This window comes from Pseudomonas sp. FBCC-B1565, assembly GCF_059133265.1.
This window is the reverse complement of sequence record NZ_CP101438.1, coordinates 4,242,067-4,260,307: the sequence shown is the minus strand read 5'-3', so window position 1 is coordinate 4,260,307 and position 18,241 is coordinate 4,242,067. Positions and strand designations below refer to the sequence as shown.

General features: G+C 60.2%; 18 protein-coding genes. 7 read left to right on the top strand and 11 right to left on the bottom strand.

Going from position 1 to position 18,241, the window contains the following annotated elements:
• Positions 1–83 precede the first annotated feature (83 nt).
• On the top strand, positions 84–860 hold the full coding sequence (locus NL123_RS19580) for an ABC transporter substrate-binding protein (protein ID WP_494356135.1): 777 nt from the start codon (positions 84–86) through the stop codon (positions 858–860).
• A gap of 129 nt (positions 861–989) precedes the next feature.
• Here NL123_RS19580 and NL123_RS19575 read toward each other — a convergent pair whose 3' ends face one another.
• The 4 genes from NL123_RS19575 to NL123_RS19560 form a co-directional block, all read right to left on the bottom strand.
• A complete protein-coding gene (locus NL123_RS19575) occupies positions 990–1,616 on the bottom strand; it encodes a helix-turn-helix transcriptional regulator (RefSeq protein ID WP_179029027.1) in 627 nt (208 codons plus the stop codon).
• A complete protein-coding gene (locus NL123_RS19570) occupies positions 1,616–2,749 on the bottom strand; it encodes an NAD(P)/FAD-dependent oxidoreductase (protein WP_494356134.1) in 1,134 nt (377 codons plus the stop codon). The genes NL123_RS19575 and NL123_RS19570 overlap by 1 nt, the downstream gene beginning before the upstream one ends.
• Positions 2,746–3,690 (bottom strand): ornithine cyclodeaminase family protein, encoded by a 945-nt coding sequence (locus NL123_RS19565; protein ID WP_494356133.1) that lies wholly within the window; start codon positions 3,688–3,690, stop codon positions 2,746–2,748. The genes NL123_RS19570 and NL123_RS19565 overlap by 4 nt, the downstream gene beginning before the upstream one ends.
• Positions 3,691–3,758: 68 nt before the next feature.
• Positions 3,759–4,697 (bottom strand): LysR family transcriptional regulator, encoded by a 939-nt coding sequence (locus NL123_RS19560; protein ID WP_494356132.1) that lies wholly within the window; start codon positions 4,695–4,697, stop codon positions 3,759–3,761.
• Positions 4,698–4,806: 109 nt separating this feature from the next.
• Between NL123_RS19560 and NL123_RS19555 the strand changes: the two genes are divergently transcribed.
• Positions 4,807–6,306: a CoA-acylating methylmalonate-semialdehyde dehydrogenase gene (locus NL123_RS19555; RefSeq protein WP_494356131.1), complete on the top strand. Its 1,500-nt coding sequence runs from the start codon at positions 4,807–4,809 to the stop codon at positions 6,304–6,306.
• 15 nt (positions 6,307–6,321) lie between these two features.
• On the opposite strand, the gene NL123_RS19550 is transcribed toward NL123_RS19555, so the two are convergent.
• The 7 genes from NL123_RS19550 to NL123_RS19520 all read right to left on the bottom strand — a co-directional run bounded on the left by NL123_RS19550 (position 6,322) and on the right by NL123_RS19520 (position 13,331).
• Positions 6,322–7,668 carry an ATP-binding protein gene (locus NL123_RS19550; RefSeq protein ID WP_494356130.1) on the bottom strand — a complete coding sequence of 449 codons (1,347 nt, stop codon included), beginning with the start codon at positions 7,666–7,668 and terminating at the stop codon, positions 6,322–6,324.
• Complete coding sequence (locus NL123_RS19545; protein ID WP_071494928.1) at positions 7,644–8,309, bottom strand: response regulator transcription factor; 666 nt, start codon at positions 8,307–8,309, stop codon at positions 7,644–7,646. The genes NL123_RS19550 and NL123_RS19545 overlap by 25 nt, the downstream gene beginning before the upstream one ends.
• 76 nt (positions 8,310–8,385) lie before the next feature.
• Positions 8,386–8,808 carry a hypothetical protein gene (locus NL123_RS19540; RefSeq protein ID WP_494356129.1) on the bottom strand — a complete coding sequence of 141 codons (423 nt, stop codon included), beginning with the start codon at positions 8,806–8,808 and terminating at the stop codon, positions 8,386–8,388.
• Between the two features lie 23 nt (positions 8,809–8,831).
• The gene (locus NL123_RS19535) at positions 8,832–9,596 is read right to left on the bottom strand and encodes a COG4705 family protein (protein WP_494356128.1); all 765 of its coding nucleotides are present in this window, start codon (positions 9,594–9,596) and stop codon (positions 8,832–8,834) included.
• A gap of 88 nt (positions 9,597–9,684) precedes the next feature.
• Positions 9,685–10,725, bottom strand: a complete 1,041-nt coding sequence (locus tag NL123_RS19530; RefSeq protein WP_494356127.1) for an ABC transporter ATP-binding protein — start codon at positions 10,723–10,725, stop codon at positions 9,685–9,687.
• The gene (locus tag NL123_RS19525) at positions 10,722–12,311 is read right to left on the bottom strand and encodes an ABC transporter permease (protein WP_494358328.1); all 1,590 of its coding nucleotides are present in this window, start codon (positions 12,309–12,311) and stop codon (positions 10,722–10,724) included. Before NL123_RS19525 ends, NL123_RS19530 begins: the two co-directional genes overlap by 4 nt.
• Positions 12,312–12,314: 3 nt before the next feature.
• A complete protein-coding gene (locus tag NL123_RS19520) occupies positions 12,315–13,331 on the bottom strand; it encodes an iron ABC transporter substrate-binding protein (RefSeq protein WP_058427039.1) in 1,017 nt (338 codons plus the stop codon).
• 383 nt (positions 13,332–13,714) lie between these two features.
• On the opposite strand from NL123_RS19520, the gene NL123_RS19515 reads away from it, so the two are divergent.
• The 5 genes from NL123_RS19515 to NL123_RS19495 all read left to right on the top strand — a co-directional run bounded on the left by NL123_RS19515 (position 13,715) and on the right by NL123_RS19495 (position 18,211).
• Positions 13,715–14,653: a pectate lyase family protein gene (locus NL123_RS19515; protein WP_058427038.1), complete on the top strand. Its 939-nt coding sequence runs from the start codon at positions 13,715–13,717 to the stop codon at positions 14,651–14,653.
• Between the two features lie 251 nt (positions 14,654–14,904).
• Positions 14,905–16,155 (top strand): glycoside hydrolase family 68 protein, encoded by a 1,251-nt coding sequence (locus tag NL123_RS19510; protein ID WP_494356126.1) that lies wholly within the window; start codon positions 14,905–14,907, stop codon positions 16,153–16,155.
• Between the two features lie 448 nt (positions 16,156–16,603).
• Entirely contained in the window at positions 16,604–17,431 is an 828-nt protein-coding gene (locus tag NL123_RS19505; RefSeq protein ID WP_494356125.1) for an iron-containing redox enzyme family protein, read from the top strand.
• Positions 17,432–17,449: 18 nt separating this feature from the next.
• The gene (locus tag NL123_RS19500) at positions 17,450–17,617 is read left to right on the top strand and encodes a rubredoxin (RefSeq protein ID WP_081049337.1); all 168 of its coding nucleotides are present in this window, start codon (positions 17,450–17,452) and stop codon (positions 17,615–17,617) included.
• The gene (locus NL123_RS19495) at positions 17,618–18,211 is read left to right on the top strand and encodes a LysE family translocator (protein ID WP_092246078.1); all 594 of its coding nucleotides are present in this window, start codon (positions 17,618–17,620) and stop codon (positions 18,209–18,211) included.
• Positions 18,212–18,241: the final 30 nt, after the last annotated feature.

Below are 18,241 nucleotides of genomic sequence, written 5' to 3'. Positions count from 1 at the left end.
AGATGGAATTATAAGTACAAAAACATGCGATTCATCTCTTTCCCACTCTTGCCAAACCAACAACAACTTGCGAGAACCCGATCATGAAGAAACGCTCCCTCGTCACCGTCCTGGCCTTGAGCCTGCTTGCATCCGGCCCCTTGGCCGCCGCCGAGAAAACCCTGCGCATCGGCATCGAGGCGGCTTACCCACCGTTCGCGTCCAAGACCGAGGAAGGCAAGATCGTCGGCTTCGACTACGACATCGGCAATGCGTTGTGTGCGCAGATGAAGGTCAAGTGCGTGTGGGTCGAAGGTGAGTTCGACGGCCTGATTCCTTCCCTCAAGGTGAAGAAAATCGATATGGCGCTGTCGTCCATGACCATCAACGAAGACCGCAAGAAGTCGGTGGATTTCACCCACAAGTATTACTTCACCTCATCGCGGCTGGTGATGAAGGAAGGCGCCGTGGTGGACGACCAGTACGCCAGCCTCAAGGGCAAGACCGTCGGCGTGCAGCGTGCGACCACCACGGATCGCTACGCCACCGAGGTGTTCGAGCCCAAGGGTATCAACGTCAAGCGCTACAGCAATAACGAAGAGATCTACATGGACCTGGCCGCCGGGCGGCTGGATGCGATCTTCGCCGACACCATCCCCTTGAATGACTTCCTGCAGATGCCCCGTGGCCAGGGCTACGCGTTTGTCGGCCCGGAACTCAAGGACCCGAAATACGTGGGCGAGGGCGCCGGGATTGCCGTGCGCAAGGGCAATAGCGAGTTGGTCAGCCAGTTGAACGCGGCCATCGACGGCATTCGCGCCAGTGGCGAGTACCAGAAGATTTCGCAGCAGTACTTCAAGGCCGACATCTACGGCGACTGACGCCCAGGCAAACTCGATCAATGTGGGAGGGGGCTTGCCCCCGATAGCGGTCTTTCATTGCCAGATGTATTGGCTGATGCAGCGCCATCGGGGGCAAGCCCCCTCCCACATTTGATTTACAGTGTTCGATCAGGTTTTTAATTCTTTCAAATGCTTGTAGACCGTCGCCCGCCCCATGCCCAGCACATTGGCCACATAGTTCGACGCGCTCTTGCCCTTGAACGCGCCTTCGGCATGCAACGCCAGCACCAGCTCACGCTTGTGGTCGCGCGTCAGCAAATTCAGGCTCAACTGCCGCTCGCGCAACCACGCATGCAAAAACGTGTTGATGCGTTCCTGCCAGTCATCACGAAACAACGCGTCCGGCTGCGGGATCAGCTTGCTCGGCGACAGGAACAGGTCCAGCGCCGCCTTGGCGTTTTCAAACAGTGAAATATTCAGGTTGATGCACAGCACCGCCAGGCGTCGGCCTTGGTGGTCGTGCAGCACGGTACTCAGACTGCGGATTTTCTGACCGTCCCAGTTGAGCTTTTCGTACGGGCCGATATTCACCTCGCTGACGTCGGCGTCGAGCATGTCCTCCAGCGCCGAGTCATCGCCGATGCTGCGCTTGGACAGGTTGTTGGCGATGTAATCGACTTTTTGCGAGCGCAGGTCATGCAGCACCGCTTCGGCGTGGGGGAAGAACAGCGTGGCGATGGCGTCGGCCATTGCGCGGAAGTTCTGCATGACGGTGTCTTGTTCAGCGGTGTTCATCAATGGGGCTCCAGGCGGGCAGGGGAGAGCATACCAGCGTCGAGGCCGAAGCGTGTCAGCGCCTCCGGCAGCGCTGCGCCGCGCACCAGTGCGGCGCTGGCCTGGCCCATGGCCGGTGAGGTCTGGATGCCATAACCGCCCTGTGCCGCTACCCAAAACAGGCCTGGTACCACGGAATCAAAACCCGCGAGCAAATCACCGTCGTGCACAAAGCTGCGCAGACCGGCCCAGGTGCGGGTCGGGCGGCGGATGGTCAGGGTCGTGGCTTCTTCGATCTGGTAGATGCCCATGGCGATGTCCAGTTCTTCAGGCTGAATGTCCTGGGGGGCGACCGGGTCGGCGTTGGCCGGTGAGCCAAGGAACATGCCGGCGTCGGGTTTCATGTAGAAGGATTCGTCCAGCGCCACCAGCATCGGCCAGTGATGACTGTCGACGCCGTCGGGGCCGGCGAAGATGAACGCCGAGCGCCGCTTGGGCTGCAAGCCGATGGACGCGGCCCCGGCGAGCCCGCCGATGTGATCGGCCCAGGCGCCGGCGGCGTTGATGATGATCGGCGCGGTGTAGGAGGCGTCCTGGGTTTGTACCAGCCAGATGCCGTCGCCGTCGCGGCTCAAGCCGAGCACGTGGCTGTCGGTACGCACCTCGCCACCGTTGCGACGGATACCGCGCAGGTAGCCCTGGTGCAGGGCGTCGGTGTCGATGTCACTGGCGGTGGGGTCATACAGCGCAGCGTGAACTTTTTCGCGGCGCAGGATCGGCAACTTCGCGCAGGCCTGGTCGGCGCTGAGCAGCTCGACCTGGGCCACGGTGGCCTTGGCACTCTGGTATTGGGTGTTCAGCTCGGCTGCATCACCGATGAAGTCCACGGTCATTTCGCCCCGTGGCGTGAGCAACGGGTGTTCGCAGAAACCCGGCGGCGGGTTGTCGAAAAACGCCCGGCTGGCCAGGGTCAGCGCCCGCACCTGCGGGGTGCCATAGGCGGCGCTGAACAGTGCCGCCGAACGCCCGGTGGAGTGATAGGCCGGGTGGCTTTCGCGCTCCAGCACGAGCACCTTGCCGTGCTGCGACAACCAGAAGCCGGTGGAGGCGCCGGCGATACCGCCGCCAATGATGATGAAATCTGCGTGGTTCATAGCTGTCTCCAGAGGGCATTGGCCAGGGCGATGTCTTCCAGGCCCAGGCCGATGGAGCGGAAGAATACATGACGGTCGTAGGTCGGAGGTTGCACCCATTCGCTGAGCAGTTCGGGCAGGTCTCCCACGATGGCACGTGGGTCCCACCCGTGCTGTTCGGCGGCGATCAGCATGTCACCTGCCGCGCCCGGGGTGGTCTGGCGATAGTCGCAGAATACCTGCATCGCGTTGAGGCTGTGCGGCGGCACTTCGTGGGCACGCGGCGCATTGGTGCTGATCGAGGTGATCAGCGCCGGTTTGCTCAAGCGGGCGGGGTCGAGCACCGGTCCGGCCGACGAGGTACACAGCAGGATCACATCGGCGTCGGCCACGGCCGCATCGCAGCTGTCGGCGATGACCACCCGTGGGTCCAGGCTCTTGAGTTGGGTGATAGCCTCGGCGCTGGCGTTGGCCAGGCTCGGCGAAAACAGGCTGATGTGCTGCCAGTCACGCAGTTGTTTGACGTAGTGCACATGCGCCTGCGCCACCTTGCCGCTGCCAATGATCGCCAGGCGCCTTGCTGATAAGGGCGCCAATGCCTCCACGGCCAGCGCTGTGGTTGCCGCAGTGCGGGCCGTGGTCAGTTCGGCGGCATCACACAGCAGCAGGGGTTGGCCGGTCTGCATCGACATCAACAAGGTCCACGCGGTCACCAACGGGCCTTGCTCACGCACGATATAGGGCGAGGTCTTGACCCCGTACACCCCATCCTCGGCCAGCACGCCCAGGTAGTTGATAAAGTCGCCGGCGGCGTGTGGAAACGCCACCAGCTGCTGCGCCGGCTGCACGGCTTGCCCCGCCGCCAGGTCCTGGAACAGCTTGCGCAGGATCTGCGGCACATCGACTTTTCCGAGCAATTCGCGGGCCTGGGCCTGGTGGATCATATGGGGTGTGCTGGACATGGGGATCTCCGCAAGTAAACTAATTTGTCCATTATGGACTTTTAGTTTCTTTGGGCAAGCGTAAAAGATCACCCCGTAAAGCGAAACCCACCCGACAATTCAGTTTTCAGAAACCCCACCAACGCACTCACCGCCTTCGGCACATGGGGCGAATACGGTCGTATCAAATAGATCTCATCGGCAAACGCGCCCTTGAGCGTCCAGCCCTTGAGTACCTGCACCAGCTTGCCGCTGGCCAACGTGGCGTGGGCGCTGAAGTCGGGGAGCAGGGCGATGCCCAGGTGGTTGAGGGCCGCATCGCGCAGTGCTTCGCTGTTGTTGGTGGCGAAGCTGCCGGCGATGGGCACGGTCACACGCTCGACGTTTTTGCTGCCGCGCTCGAAGGTCCAGGCGGGCTGGTCGGTGCCGCGTGGGTAGAACAGGCAGTTATGGGCGCAGAGGTCATTGGGTTCGCGCGGTTCGCCGTGGCGTTGCAGGTATTCCCGGGTAGCCACCAGCACCGAGCCGGTGTCGCACAGCTTCCAGGCCACGTGGGTTTCCGGCACCTGGAAGCCGTGACGCACGGCCAGGTCGTAGCCTTCGGCGGCCAGTGAACTCAGGGCGTCGGACACGTCCAGTTGAATGCGCACCTGCGGGTACTGTTGCAGGAATTCCGACAGGTGCGGCACCAATTGCTGACGGGCGAACGCCACTGGCGCGGTCAGCCGTACCAGCCCGCGAATCTCGCCGACCGAGTCGCGTACCGAGGAGAAGCTGCGGGCGATCTGCTCATACGCGCTGCGCACTTCACGGGTCAACGACAGCCCCGCGTCGGTCAGCCTGACGCTGCGCGTGGTGCGGGTGACCAGCCGCGTGCCGGTGGCTTTTTCCAGGTCGGAAATACGCTGGCTCACCGCCGACTTGCTCACGCCCAGGCGTGCGGCGGCGGCGGTGTAGGTGCCTTGTTCCTCCAGCACCGACAGCCAGTGGATATGGGTCCAAAGCCCTTCAATCTCGGATTTTTCCATGGGTGCATTGTTCGCTAATGTGGACAATAAGTTCTGGATTCTGCCCTGGTTTGGAACAAACCGAAAGCCTATCGTGGTTCCCAACGCTATCCACCTGGGATCCACTGCCATGACCACGACCATCGAGCACTACATCAACGACCAGCGCGTGTCCCGCGACGATCGCTATCAGGACGTCTACAACCCGGCCACCGGCGAAAAGACCGGGCGCGTCGCCCTGGCCAATCGCCAGACCGTGTCCGAAGCCGTCGCCGCTGCCCAGGCCGCGTTCGCCGGTTGGGCCGACACCCCGCCGATCCGCCGCGCCCGCGTGCTGTTCGAATACCTGCACCTGCTGCGCGAACGCAAAGACGACCTGGCGCGCATCATCGTCGCCGAACACGGCAAGGTCTTCACCGACGCCCAGGGCGAAGTCGACCGTGGCATCGACATTTTGGAGTTCGCCTGCGGCATCCCCAACCTGCTCAAGGGTGAGCATTCCGACCAGGTGTCCCGTGGCATGGACAACTGGACGATGCGCCAGCCGCTGGGCGTGGTGGCGGGCGTGACGCCGTTCAACTTCCCGGTGATGGTGCCGATGTGGATGTACCCGATCGCCATCGCGGCGGGCAACACCTTCATCCTCAAGCCAAGCCCCACCGACCCGAGCGCCTCGCTGTTCATGGCCGAACTGTTGCGTGAAGCCGGTCTGCCCAAAGGCGTGTTCAACGTGGTGCAGGGCGACAAGGAATCGGTGGACGCGCTGATCGAACACCCGGATGTCAAGGCCGTGAGCTTTGTCGGCTCCACGCCGATTGCCCAATACATCTACGAAACCGGTGCGCGCAACGGCAAGCGCGTGCAAGGCCTGGGCGGCGCGAAAAACCACATGGTGGTGATGCCCGACGCCGATATCGAAAAAACCGTCGACGCCTTGATGGGCGCCGCCTACGGCAGTGCCGGCGAGCGCTGCATGGCCATCTCCGTGGCAGTGCTGGTGGGCGATGTGGGTGACAAAGTCATCGCGGCGCTGACCGAACGCGCCAAGCACCTGCGCATCACCGACGGCCGCGACCTCAAGGCCGAGATGGGCCCGATTGTGTCCCGTGCCGCCCTGGAACGCATCAGCGGCTACATCGAACAAGGCGTACAGGCCGGTGCGCAACTGCTGCTCGACGGGCGCGACTACGTGCCCACTGAGGCAGGCCTGGAAAACGGCTTCTGGCTCGGCGCGACCCTGTTCGACCACGTCACCCAGGAAATGAGCATCTACCGCGAAGAAATCTTCGGCCCGGTACTGGCCTGCGTGCGCGTGAATGACTTTGCCGAGGCGATCAAGCTGGTCAACGATCACGAGTTCGGCAACGGTGTCAGCTGCTTTACCCGCGACGGCAACATCGCCCGCGAATTCGCGCGGCGCATTGAAGTGGGCATGGTCGGCATCAACGTGCCGATCCCCGTGCCGATGGCCTGGCACGGCTTTGGCGGCTGGAAGAAAAGCCTGTTCGGCGACATGCATGCCTATGGCACCGAGGGTGTGCGCTTCTACACCAAACAGAAATCGATCATGCAGCGTTGGTCGGAAAGCATCGAGCAGGGTGCGGAGTTTGCGATGCCGGTGTCGAAGTAAGCGCCAACCCGTCCCTCATTGAGCGATCCACACGCTGACGCACAACCCTTGTTGCGTCAGCGTATCGCTGAATCCCAGCTGCACGCGGCAACCGGTGCGCTCGCTGATCGCCTTGACGATCGACAAACCCAAGCCGGAGCCGGCTTCTTCCGAGCCGAGGCTGCGATAGAACGGGTCGAACACCCGCAGCTGTTCCTCCTCGGCGATGCCGGGGCCGCTGTCTTTGACTTGCAGCAGCACGCCACCTTCAATCCCCTTCACCGACAGATCGATACGCCCGCCTTGCGGGGTGTAGCGGATGGCGTTGTCCAGCAGGTTCTTGACCAGGGTGAACAGGTCCAGTTCGTTGAACCGCACCTGCACATCCTCGGTGCTTTCGACGCCGATATCGATCTGCTTGCGCTCTGCCAAGGGCAGTAAATCTTCCAGCACCTGTCGATAGAGGCCATGCACCGACAGCGGCGTTTGCACCCGCGTTGATGGCGATTGCGCCGCCGCCAGTGCCAACAGTTGATCGATGAGTTTGCGCCCGCGCTCAATGCCTCGGGACAGTGGCAAGAACCGCTCGCGGCTGACCGCTGACAAGTCCGTGGCGGCCAGGCGTTCGGCTTGCAGCGACAGGGCAGTCATCGGTGAGCGCAGCTCATGGGCGGCGTCGGCGACAAAGCGGCGCTGGCTGTCCATGGACTGGCCGACGCGGGCCAGCAGGCGATTGATGGCGACCACGAACGGGCGCACTTCCGTGGGCAGATGCTGCTCGTCAATCGGGTGCAGCGCCTGTTCGTCGCGCTGGTCAATCTCGGCGGCCAGTACGCCGATGGGGCGAAACAGTTTGCGCACCAGGTCGCCCACCACCAGCAACAGCACGGGGAACAGGATCAGGAACGGCAGCAGGCTGCGCCAGGCGCTCTCGCGGGCATCCTTGTCGCGGGCATCCTGTTCCTGGGCCACGGCGATGCGCTCGCCCTTTGAGGTGGTGTGCACCAGCACCCGAAAGGCTTCGCCGGCCACTTGCACCGTGGCGAGGCCATCGGCGAGCGTGGTGGGGAACGGCAGGGGCAACGCCTCGTCACTGCTGCCTGTCGCCTGGTTGCCATCGCCCAGGTGCTGGATGATCACCCGCGATTCTTCATCATCGCCGTCAATCGCCTTGCCCTGAGGGTAGTGCAGCGTCATCTGTTGGCGGTCGAACAGCATGGCCACCTGGCGCAAGGTGGCGTCCTGTTGTTCGTGGGCTTCGTCAAAGGCCGAGACAAACGCAAACACGCTGGCCAGCAACGCCACCAACAGAATCGCCAGGGACAGCGTCACCGACAGGCGCAGCTGCACCGACTCGCTCAAACGTTTTTTGAAACCATCCATCCCATGCCCCTGACGTTCTTGATCACGTGACTGCCCAACTTGCGCCGCAAGGCGTGAATCAGGAACTCGATGGCGTTGCTTTCAACCTCATTGCCCCAGCCATACAGGCGGTCTTCCAGTTCGCTGCGTGACAGGATTGCTCCCGGGCGGATCAGCAAGGCTTGCAACAGCGCAAATTCACGACTGGACAGGGCCACGCCACGCAGTTCCTCGGTGCTGGCTTCTTTGGAGAGCAGGTCCAGCGACACCACGCCGTTACCGAGCAACGACGACGCGCTGCCGCCTTTGCGGCGCAGTACGGCGCGCATGCGGGCGAGCAGTTCGGGCATGTCGAAAGGTTTGAGCAAGTAGTCGTCGGCACCGCCATCGAGGCCACGCAGGCGGTCATCGAGGCTGTCGCGGGCAGTGATGATCAGCAGCGGCACCGCGTTGTTGCGCGCACGGATGATCTCCAGCACTTGCAGGCCGTCCTTGCCGGGCAGGCCGAGGTCCAACAGCACCAGGTCGTAGGGGTGGGTGTCGAGGGCGGCCAGGGCGGTGAGGCCGTTCTTGACCCAGTCGGCGGCGTAGCTGGCGTCGCTGAGGGCGCGCTGGATCGCATCGCCAATCATGGGGTCGTCTTCGACCAGCAGTATCCGCATATCCCTCTCCGAAAAAAACGCGGCGAGATCATCGCCGCGTCTGTATTGAAGCATCTGGGCAGACATTTGTCCGGCATCAGCCCTTCATCGTATCGAAGGCCTTGAGCAGGTCATCCATCGCGGCCTTGCAGTCGGCCTGGTTCGGGCTGCCTGCGCGCAACGCCTCCAGTGCGCGGTCGATGGCTTTATCCAGCACATGCCAGTCACTGGCGGCGCGGGGCTTGATTCCGGCTTCAGCGGAGTCCCAGCTGGTTTCCAGGTCCTTAATGCGGGCTTTGGCCGCGGGCAGGTCGTTCTTGGCGACGAGGGCCGATACGTCCACCGCGATGTTGCGGAACTCGGACAGGTCGCCCAGTTTCGACGCCTGGTGTTGGCTGGCGGCGGCACGGGTGGTGTCCTTGGGCTTATCGGCGGGTTTGGAGCAGCCGGTGGCGATGCCCAGCATGAAGATCGCAGAAACAATGGCGACGCGGCGGATCAGGTGTTGAACAGGGCGCATGAGGGTTTCCTTGAGTGGGTTGTTCATGAGGTGATGGCTTTGCGGTTGCCGACGCTCAGTTGCGCTACGGCGACCAGCAGGACAATGACGCAGAGGAACAGCGCGCTGGTCCAACTGGCGCCCATACCCAGGCCGCCGTAGGTCTTGGCTTGGGTGAGCAGGTCGCCGAGGGAGGCGCCAAACGGGCGGGTGAGGATGTAGGCGATCCAGAAGGTCAGCACACTGTTGACCCCCAGGCGCCAGGCCACCAGGGCCACGGCGATCAAACCGGCGAAGATCACCGCGCCGAGGGTGAAGCCCAGGCCCAGGGCTTCGGTGGCCAGGTCGCCGGCGGCAGTGCCGAGGGCAAAGGTGCAGAGCACCGTGGTCCAGTAGAACCCTTCACGCCGAGGGGTGACGATGTCGCGGATCGACAGGCTGCGTTCGGTACGGAACCAGACAATGAAGTTGAGGGCGAGCAATACTGAGAAAATCGCCGTGCTGGTGTACAGGCTTACGTCGAGTTTGTCGGTAAGGATATCGGTGATCTGCGTGCCGACGATGCTCACCAGCACCACGGTCAGCCAGTAGATCCAAGGCGTGTAGGCCTTGGTGCGCATCTGGCAGAACAATGCCACCGCCAGTAGCGCGGCCATGCCGATACTGGTCCAGCCGGCGCCGAAGCCGGCGTCGACGGCGAGGTAGTCCGCGCCGGTTTCGCCCACGGTGGTGGACAGGATTTTGATCACCCAGAATGACAGCGTCACCTCGGGTACTTTGTTCAGCCAACGGGCTGCTGTGGCATTCATCGGGTTACCTCTCCTTGATGGCGCGGCGGTGGGCGCAGGAGAGAAGGTAAACCGCGAAACTTAGCTGGGACTGAGGGCCGCTGCTTTTTTACAGCACATGGGCCAAACCCACCGTGGTGAGGTGCACCACGCTGCCCATGTTTGGCGCATGCAGGCCCGAACTGCGCACCAGGATCGCTTGGCCGGGCACACCCTCATCCGGTTGCAAGGCCACGGTCAGGGTGCAGGTGTTGCCACCGAATTCGCGCTCGGTGACCACACCACGGCAACCGGATGGGTCGGTGGTGCTCAGGTGCAGTTGCTCCGGGCGCAGCATGATGCGTGCAGCACCGTGATTGACCTGGCTGTCGACCGACACACGCCCCAACGCGCAATGGGCCCAGCCGCCCTCGATGTGCGCGGGCATGATCACGGCTTCGCCGAGAAACAACGCGGTCTGTTCGTCCACGGGGTACTGGTACAGGTCCATCGGATGCCCCGATTGCACCAGGCGGCCCTGGCGCATCACCGCCAACTGGTCGGCGAACGACAGCGCCTCACTTTGATCGTGGGTCACAAGAATGGTGGTGATGCCCGCATCGCTCAGCAGCCGCGCGACCATCTTGCGCATGGCCGAGCGCAGGCCGGTGTCCAGTGCCGAAAACGGTTCATCCAGCAGCACCAGCCGCGGCTGTTGCGCCAACGCCCGCGCCAGCGCCACTCGTTGCTGCTGGCCGCCGGACAGTTCGTGGGGCCAACGTTGGGCCATGTTGGCGTCGAGGGACACGCTGTCCATCAGCTCGGCGATGCGTTCGTGCCGCGTGGCGTGTCTGGCGGCAAGGCCAAAGCCGATATTGTCGGCCACGGTCATGTGCGGGAACAGCGCGCCGTCCTGCGGCACATAACCGATCTGGCGCTGGTGCGCGGGCACGGCGTGAGTGGCGTCCACCAGCACCTGGCCGTTGAGGGTCAGGCTGCCGCTGTCGGGGAATTCAAAGCCGGCAATCATGCGCAGCAAGGTGGTCTTGCCCGAGCCGGATGGTCCGACGATCACCGTGCGGCTGCCGTTGGGCACTGCCAGGCTGACGTCGGCCAGGGCGCGCTGGGTGCCGAAGGTCTTGCAGAGGGCGTGGAGTTCGAGGGCGTTCATCGGCCTGCCGTGCGTTTGGATTGGTGGTAAAGGAGGCCGGTCAACGGCAGTGAGAGCAGGATCATGATCAACGCGTAAGGTGCTGCTGCGGCGTAGTCGATCTCGCTGGTCATCGCCCAGAAGCCGGTGGCCAGGGTGCGCGTGCCGTTGGGGGCGAGCAGCAGGGTGGCGGTCAGCTCGTTGGTGATCGCCAGGAACACCAGCGCCGCGCCCGCTGCGGCAGCCGGAGCCGCCAGGCGCATCGTAATCAGCCACAGGGCGCGGCCCGGCGAGCGGCCAAGGCTGCGCGCCATGTTTTCCAGCTCCACCGGCGCCTGGGCGATACCGGCGCGCAGGCTGACCAGCGCCCGTGGCAGGAACATCAGCAGGTAGGCGAGCAGCACGGTGATCGTGGTCTGGTAGATCGGCCGGGCGAAGTGGATAGTCACCGTGACCAGTGCCAACGCCACGACAATGCCGGGCAACGAACTGGTGATGTAGTTGCAGCTTTCCAGGATGCGTTGCAGGCGACCCGGCGCACGAATCGACAGCCAGGCTATCGGCACTGCTGCGCAGGTGGTCAACACCGCACCGGCAATACCCAACAGCACGGTTTGCTCCAGTGCCGGCAGCAACTCGCTGAACTGCCAGACCTCGCGGCCACCGGCGATCAGCCATTTGCCCAGGGTGACCAGCGGCACGCCGAGGGCCAAGGCACAGGTCGCGGCTTGCAAGCCGAGGGCGAGCAGGGTGGTTGCGGGGCTCAGCCGCACGATGCGTTGTTCGCGGGCACTGCCAGACCCGACCCGCGCATAACGCGCATGGCCGCGTGCCGAGGCTTCAACGGTGAGCATCGCCAGGCAACATAGGGCCAACACGGCCGCGAGCATATTCGCCGCCGGGCCGTTAAAGGTGGATTTGAACTGGTCGAAAATCGCCGTGGTGAAGGTGTCGAAGCGGATCATCGCGTACAGGCCATATTCGGCCAGCAGATGCAGGCCCACCAACAGCGCTCCGCCGCAGATCGCCAGGCGCAGCTGGGGCAACACCACGCGCCAGAACACCGCCCAAGGCTTGAGGCCCAGCGATTCGGCCACGTCTTCAATCGCTGGATCCAGCCGGCGCAGCGTCGCCGCCACCGGCAGGTACAGAAAGGGGAAATAGGCAATCACCGACACCAGCACGCCAGCGGGCAAACCATGGATCGACGGCACCAGGCTGACCCACGCGTAACTGTGCACAAACGCCGGCACCGCCAGCGGCGCGACCGCCAGCAACGACCAGGCGCGGCGGCCGGGCAGGTCGGTGCGCTCGGTCAACCAGGCGAGCGCGATGCCCAACACGATGCACAACGGCAAGGTGAACAGCACCAGCAGCACGGTGTTGGTCAGCAACTCGCCGACGCGCGGGCGCCAGACCAGCGCTTCGATCTGCGCCCAGCCGATTTGCCACGACACGCCGATTACAAACGCGATCGGCAACAGCGCCAACAACGAAACCAGCACCGACAAACCGGTGACCCAGGTGCCCCCACGGCTTTTGAACAGGCTGTGGGGGCGTTTGCGTGGCGGCGCGTGGGCGATGCCGGGAATCGACGATTCAGGCAGCAATCAGAGCAGTCCGGCCTGGGTCATCAACTCGACGGCCTTCTTGCTGTTGAGCTTGGACGCGTCGACCTTGGGGGCATCCAGTTGTGCCAGCGGGGTCAGCTTGGGGTTGGATTGAGCGTTCTCGCCGACCGCGTATTCAAACGAGTTACCGTCCTTGAGGATGGCCTGGCCGTCTTTGCCGGTGATCCACTTCAAGAAGGCCTGGGCCTGTTCCTGATGCTTGCTGGAGGCCAAGACACCGGCGCCGGAGATGCTCACAAACGCGCCCGGGTCCTGATGCTTGAAGTAGTGCAGTTGGGTATTTTTGCTGTTTTCGCCGGTCTTGGATTGGTCGACGAAGCTGTAGTAGTGATAGATCACACCGCTGTCGACCTGGCCGGCGTTGACGGCCTTGAGCACCGCGCTGTTGCCCCGGTAGATGCTCGCGTTGGCCTTCATTGCCTTGAGCCAGTCAAGGGTTGCGGCTTCGCCCTTGAGTTCGAGCACGGCGGCGACGATGGCCTGGAAGTCGGCACCGGCCGGTGACGCGGCCCAGCGGCCTTTCCAGCTGGGCGAAGCCAGGTCCAGCAGGGATTTGGGCAGGTCGCCTTCTTTCAATTTGCTCGGGTTGTACACGAACACCGTGGAGCGCGCAGCAATGCCCACCCATTTGCCATGGGCCGGGCGGTAGGCGGCGTCCACCTGTTCACGCGTGGTCGGCGCGACCGGGGCGAACAGGCCCGCGTTGTCCACCAGCACCATGGCCGGGGAGTTTTCAGTGAGGAATACATCCGCCGGCGAGGCCGCGCCTTCCTGCACGAGCTGGTTGCCCATCTCGGTGTCGTCGCCGTTGCGGATGGTTACCGGAATCCCGGTTTCCTGGGTGAAGCCTTCGACCCACGCCTTGGTCAGGCTTTCATGCTGGGCGTTGTACACCACGATGCCGACCGGCTCGCTGGCGGCATACACATGCCCGGCACTGACCAGGGCCGTGGCGAGCAGGGCTTGTTTGACGAACGAAGGAAGGCGAGTGGTCATGCGGTGAGCGCTCCGGGTTTTTATGACTGCACGGGAAATTCGCGAGAGGTCGGTTGAGGGTAGACCAATAGGAATCATTTGCATGTTGGGGCGCGGCGAATGTAGAGCTGGGAATGAGAAAAAAACGTCAAAAATACGGTTAACAAATGTGATGAGGATGATCAGGCGTAGCAGGCCAAATGCGAGAGGTGGCTGGGTTGTTTTTCAACATGAGGGTTGACGGCCAAGGTAATGCCGAATACTGTACATAAACACAGTGTTTAGCGCTGACCAACCAAACCCCAGCAACCTCAGCCATGCCAAACACTGTGTGCAAGTTAACGGATTAACTTGATGCACAGGCTCGTTTTACCGAGCCATTTTTATTGATAGAGAGGGAACTCATGTCCTACCCAGAAAGCAAACTCACCGGTCTGATCGGTTTCGCCCAGGCGGCAAAAGTGACAGGTGGCTGGTCCGGCCCTGTGGTCAGTATCACCACGCTCGATCAACTCAAGGCCAATATCGGCGACACCACCCCACGCGTACTGGTGATCAACAGTAATATCTCGGCGTCGAGCCTGACCAAAGTCAACATGGGCGCCAACAAGACACTGATTGGCTCGTTCCAGAACCGTACCCTGGAGAATATTCACCTGCGTGCAACGGCGCAGTCGCAGAATATCATTCTGCAGAATCTTATCTTCAAGCATTCGGCAAGTATCAAGGCCAATGACGATATCCAGGTCTACTTGAACTACGGCAGCAAGTATTGGATCGACCATTGCTCTTTCGTCGGGCACAGCTGGTCCACCACGGACGGTAGCGAAGATAAACTACTGTATATCGGGGAAAAGGCCGATTATGCCACCATCAGCAACTGCTTCTTTGGCAGCCATAAGTATGGTCTGATCTTCGGTCACCCGGCGGATGATAATAATGCCGCGTTCAATGGTTATCCGCACCTGACGCTGTGCCATAACCGCTTCGACAATATGGAAGTGCGTGCACCTGGCTTGATGCGTTACGGTTATTTTCATGTGTACAACAACTACATCAATAACTTTCACCTCGGTTTTACCCTGGCACAAAATGCCAATATCCTTTCTGAAAGTAATTACTTTGGCGAAGGCAGCCAGAATAAAGGCATGTTGGATGACAAGGGCAACGGGACCTTCACCGATATCAACAGTGTGCCGCCGATCACTAATCAGAAGTCGCCCAAGGCGCAGTGGACGGCCTCATCCAACTATGGCTATACCTTGAAGACCGCCGCACAAGCCAAGGATTTTACCCAGAAAAATGCCGGCGCCCAGTCGGTTGCACTGGTCTTTGGTAGTTGATTAGCTAGCTTTCTACTTAGTGATCACTTAATGCGGGTGCCACTGTATTTATATCAAGGATATAAATACAGTGATGGCCTTTCTAATCTAAATAATTCTTCATGTTGCGACAGGCAGGCTTCCATGTTAAACCTTGTTTCGCACTTGCGGAGCCAACTATCCCTTGCTCTTTCAGGCACCATTAAGTTGCTGGCTGTCATGTGCTATTTAATCTTCGCTTGTCACTTAAGCGTCAGCAAAAGGACATCATCATGAAACATGCGAATCACACACCCACTCGCTGGACAAGGGCCGATGCGCTGAAAGTTAATGAGAATGACCCGACGACGACACAGCCGTTAGTGAGTCCTGACTTTCCTGTCATGAGTGACACGGTCTTTATCTGGGACACCATGCCCTTGCGTGAACTGGATGGCACGGTGGTATCGGTCAATGGCTGGTCAGTGATCTTCACCCTGACGGCTGATCGTCGCCCCCATGATCCACAATTCATCAACGCCGATGGCCGTTACGACATCAAGCGCGACTGGGAAGACCGCCATGGTCATGCGCGTATCTGCTACTGGTACTCGCGCACCGGTAAGGACTGGATCTTCGGCGGTCGTGTCATGGCCGAAGGGGTTTCGCCGACCACGCGTGAATGGGCGGGCACACCGATCCTGCTGAATAACAACGGTGATATCGACCTGTATTACACCTGCGTCACACCGGGCGCCACCATTGCCAAAGTCAGGGGCCAGGTGGTCACCTCGGATACCGGCGTGACCCTGCGGGGCTTTGATCAGGTCAAATCGTTGTTTGATGCCGACGGTATCTATTACCAAACCGAAGCGCAAAATTCGACTTGGAACTTTCGCGATCCCAGCCCCTTTATCGATCCAAAAGATGGCAGGTTGTACATGGTGTTCGAAGGCAACGTTGCCGGCGAGCGCGGGACGCACGAAGTAGGCCTGAATGAAATAGGCCTGGTGCCGCCTGGGCATGAAGATGTCGGCGGTGCGCGTTATCAGGTCGGCTGCATCGGCATTGCGGTGGCCAAAGACCTCAACGGTGACGAGTGGGAGATTTTGCCACCGCTGGTGACCGCCGTTGGTGTGAACGACCAGACCGAACGGCCGCACTATGTGTTCCAGGACAACAAATACTACCTGTTCACCATCAGTCACAAGTTCACCTACGCGGACGGCGTGACGGGCCCGGATGGCGTGTATGGTTTCGTCAGCGACCGGCTGCTCGGCCCTTACACACCGATGAATGCGTCCGGCCTGGTGCTCGGCAATCCGCCTTCGCAGCCCTTCCAGACATACTCCCACTGCGTGATGCCCAACGGCCTGGTGACGTCGTTTATCGACAGCGTGCCCACCACGGGCGATGACTACCGTATCGGCGGCACCGAAGCGCCGACGGTCAGGATTGTGTTGAAGGGCGATCGTTCGTTTGTGCAGGAGGCTTATGACTATGGCTACATCCCGGCGATGCGCGATGTGGTGTTGAGCCAGTGACTGCCGTGCAATCGTCAGCCTGATCATCTGGCGTAAACCGATGCAAAAGTGGGAGGGGGCTTGCCTCCTCCCACTTTTTTAACCGCAATCCAGTTCGGTGGCCGAAGCACTGTCGAGCAAGCTGGCGGTGTAGAGCAGGGTGTGTCAGTGCGAGCATGTTTAATTGATGAATAAATAAACTAATGGATGGTTTAATTGGTGATGGGAATTTCCTTCGGATGGTATTCGTCTTACAAACGCAGCCTACAGTATTATCGGTAGGACTTAGTTGCTGGTTTGCTGGCGGTTTTTTTTATCGTGCAGGAACGCTCTACAGTGAGCGTTTAAGATGTGTGATACAAAATCATGAGGTGTTTTGGCTTGACAAATTTATGTGTGGATAAATAACTTAATCGCTTGCTTTAAAAGGTGTGAAATCATTTTTTTTATAAAAACAAGGATGAAAATGATGGATGCTCAAAATTCAGTAAAAAACAGATCAAATGAAAGGCTCTCTAAGAATGAGATTTATAGAGTGTGCGAGGCCGGTTACAACGAGGTGGCTAATGCAATTGTCCGGCATGCCGCGCTTAGGGAACTTGAAAAATTCGGCGAGATTATCTCTGCTCGTCCTCTGACGCATCAGGGGATGGCCTTGTTTTTTGGCACCCTTTGGGCTTTTTTTAAAGACGTGCCTGCGGGAATCGTTGCGTTGGCTGCACGTGTTACGGATGAATGGATCAAGGAGGATATGTGGAATGGCACAGCCAAGGCTGCGCATATTCTTTATGCTTCGGTTGATGAGTATGGTCTGCACCAGCATAGTAAACATATGCTGCCTGCCCATCATCAGATGTTTAAACAACTGACGACTCATCTGGGGCTTTCCGATGCTGATCTGTTTAATCCGTCTAACGTACTCCCAGAGGGTACTGCGATGGGGAATAACACGCATAGGATGTACCGCTCCGAGTTTTTGGGCGAAGCGTTGGGTTTTCATTTGGCTTCGGAAATGACCTCGTCCAGAGAGTTTCAGTACTTTCTTGAAGGGTTTAAAAAATACGCCCGTGAGTATGGCTTGGTGGATGAGGAAGACCCGGTCTTGGCGTTCTTCGCTATCCACTGCGAAGTCGAACCCATGCACGTAGCGACCGGGCGGGAGATCGTAATTTCATACTTGGAGAAAAACCCAGGTATCGCTCCACAAGCCATGCGCGGTGCGATGGCATTCATGGACGGTTTTGAACATATGTTTTCGGCACTTAATCGTCGCCTTGCCGACCCGCAGAGTCTTTGAATTCTGGAGATTGTCTACATGTATAAGTCTTATGAGTGTCAGATCTGTCACTACGTTTATTCCGAGGCATTGGGTGAGCTTCTAGTCGACGTTGAGGCAGGAACAAGGTGGGGCGAGCTAGACGACAATTTTCAGTGTCCGCACTGTCGGGCAAAGAAAAAAATGTTCAGAGAGATTGTGAGGTAAATGCACGACTTTCTGAGTGCAATGCTATTTTCGACACTGCTTTCAATAAGCGTTGGACCGATAGCCTTGATCATTCTAAGGCAGTCCATCGTCTTTGGCTTTCGCAGTGCATTGCCCGCAGCCCTGGGGGCGGCAGTTGCCGACGCGGTATTTGCAGCTGTCGCCTTTACAGGCTTGAAGGTGGTCGAAGCATTTTGGGTCGACAATCATCAGCTATTGACGTGGGGAGCGATTGCCTACCTCCTTTATCTTGGTGTTACCACATTCAAGAACGCTGCTGGCACGATGCAGATAACGTGCACCGCAGGATTTGTACCGGTCTTTTTACTGACGTTGACTAGCCCGTTCACCATTGCGGCGATTTCTTCCTATGCCATCGCCAGCGGCGCCCAGCTTCAGGGGCAGGGAATCTACTGGAATTTGCTGGGTGTTCTAGTGGGCTCGTTTCTCGGGCAAATGTTGTATGCAGCAGGGGGTGGGGGGATGAAGAAGCTGTTTGCTGAACGTTCAGGTTTTGGTGTGCTCAATCGAGCGAGCGGGGTGTGTCTGATTGGATTTGCGGGCTGGCAGATGGCTTGTGCTCTATCGCTATAGGCTTGCCCCCGATGGCGGTGGATGAGTCAG

What these genes read in the sequence shown, in the direction of transcription:
- NL123_RS19580 (WP_494356135.1), top strand. Translation starts at nt 84, where the DNA reads ATGAAGAAACGCTCCCTCGTCACCGTCCTGGCCTTGAGCCTGCTTGCA.
- NL123_RS19575 (WP_179029027.1), bottom strand. Translation starts at nt 1,616, where the DNA reads ATGAACACCGCTGAACAAGACACCGTCATGCAGAACTTCCGCGCAATG.
- NL123_RS19570 (WP_494356134.1), bottom strand. Translation starts at nt 2,749, where the DNA reads ATGAACCACGCAGATTTCATCATCATTGGCGGCGGTATCGCCGGCGCC.
- NL123_RS19565 (WP_494356133.1), bottom strand. Translation starts at nt 3,690, where the DNA reads ATGTCCAGCACACCCCATATGATCCACCAGGCCCAGGCCCGCGAATTG.
- NL123_RS19560 (WP_494356132.1), bottom strand. Translation starts at nt 4,697, where the DNA reads ATGGAAAAATCCGAGATTGAAGGGCTTTGGACCCATATCCACTGGCTG.
- NL123_RS19555 (WP_494356131.1), top strand. Translation starts at nt 4,807, where the DNA reads ATGACCACGACCATCGAGCACTACATCAACGACCAGCGCGTGTCCCGC.
- NL123_RS19550 (WP_494356130.1), bottom strand. Translation starts at nt 7,668, where the DNA reads ATGGATGGTTTCAAAAAACGTTTGAGCGAGTCGGTGCAGCTGCGCCTG.
- NL123_RS19545 (WP_071494928.1), bottom strand. Translation starts at nt 8,309, where the DNA reads ATGCGGATACTGCTGGTCGAAGACGACCCCATGATTGGCGATGCGATC.
- NL123_RS19540 (WP_494356129.1), bottom strand. Translation starts at nt 8,808, where the DNA reads ATGCGCCCTGTTCAACACCTGATCCGCCGCGTCGCCATTGTTTCTGCG.
- NL123_RS19535 (WP_494356128.1), bottom strand. Translation starts at nt 9,596, where the DNA reads ATGAATGCCACAGCAGCCCGTTGGCTGAACAAAGTACCCGAGGTGACG.
- NL123_RS19530 (WP_494356127.1), bottom strand. Translation starts at nt 10,725, where the DNA reads ATGAACGCCCTCGAACTCCACGCCCTCTGCAAGACCTTCGGCACCCAG.
- NL123_RS19520 (WP_058427039.1), bottom strand. Translation starts at nt 13,331, where the DNA reads ATGACCACTCGCCTTCCTTCGTTCGTCAAACAAGCCCTGCTCGCCACG.
- NL123_RS19515 (WP_058427038.1), top strand. Translation starts at nt 13,715, where the DNA reads ATGTCCTACCCAGAAAGCAAACTCACCGGTCTGATCGGTTTCGCCCAG.
- NL123_RS19510 (WP_494356126.1), top strand. Translation starts at nt 14,905, where the DNA reads ATGAAACATGCGAATCACACACCCACTCGCTGGACAAGGGCCGATGCG.
- NL123_RS19505 (WP_494356125.1), top strand. Translation starts at nt 16,604, where the DNA reads ATGGATGCTCAAAATTCAGTAAAAAACAGATCAAATGAAAGGCTCTCT.
- NL123_RS19500 (WP_081049337.1), top strand. Translation starts at nt 17,450, where the DNA reads ATGTATAAGTCTTATGAGTGTCAGATCTGTCACTACGTTTATTCCGAG.
- NL123_RS19495 (WP_092246078.1), top strand. Translation starts at nt 17,618, where the DNA reads ATGCACGACTTTCTGAGTGCAATGCTATTTTCGACACTGCTTTCAATA.